The following is a 479-nucleotide window of genomic DNA, read 5'->3' as shown; positions in this document are numbered from 1 at the left end:
GGCCCCGCGCACGAGGTGGCAGATGACCGTCATGCCCGGCTGGTATGGAGCGGGTGAGCGCACCATCGAGATCGCCACTGCGACCGCAGTTTGGCGGCACGGCGGCTTGCCGGTCGTGCCGATCCGATGGGTGCTGGTGCGCGATCCCGAGAGCCGCTTCGCACCGCAGGCCCTGCTCTGCACCGACATCAACCGCGAGCCGGTACAGGTCGTGTCTTGGTTCGTGCGCCGCTGGAACGTCGAGGTCACTTTCCAAGAGGCTCGCGCTCACCTCGGCGTGGAGACGCAGCGGCAGTGGTCGGACAAGGCCATCGCCCGCACCACACCCTGCCTGCTCGCGCTGTTCTCGATCGTGACGCTGCTCGCCAGCCGTCTGCCGATCCGCGAACGCGCCCGGATCACGACGGCCGCATGGTACGCCAAACCAAAGCCGACCTTCATCGACGCCCTCGCGGCGGTTCGCTACGCGCTCTGGCGTG

General features: G+C 68.5%; 1 pseudogene. It reads left to right on the top strand.

The features are described 5' to 3' along the window. Positions 1–22: 22 nt before the first annotated feature. Positions 23–479, top strand: a pseudogene (locus tag WDW90_RS41265) (IS701 family transposase); the annotation flags it as partial.

Origin of the sequence: Methylobacterium nigriterrae (genome assembly GCF_037106235.1) — a bacterium.
In the GTDB taxonomy this organism is placed as follows: domain Bacteria; phylum Pseudomonadota; class Alphaproteobacteria; order Rhizobiales; family Beijerinckiaceae; genus Methylobacterium; species Methylobacterium nigriterrae.
The sequence above is the reverse complement of the archived record's forward strand: the minus strand, read 5'-3'. Positions and strand labels throughout refer to the sequence as shown.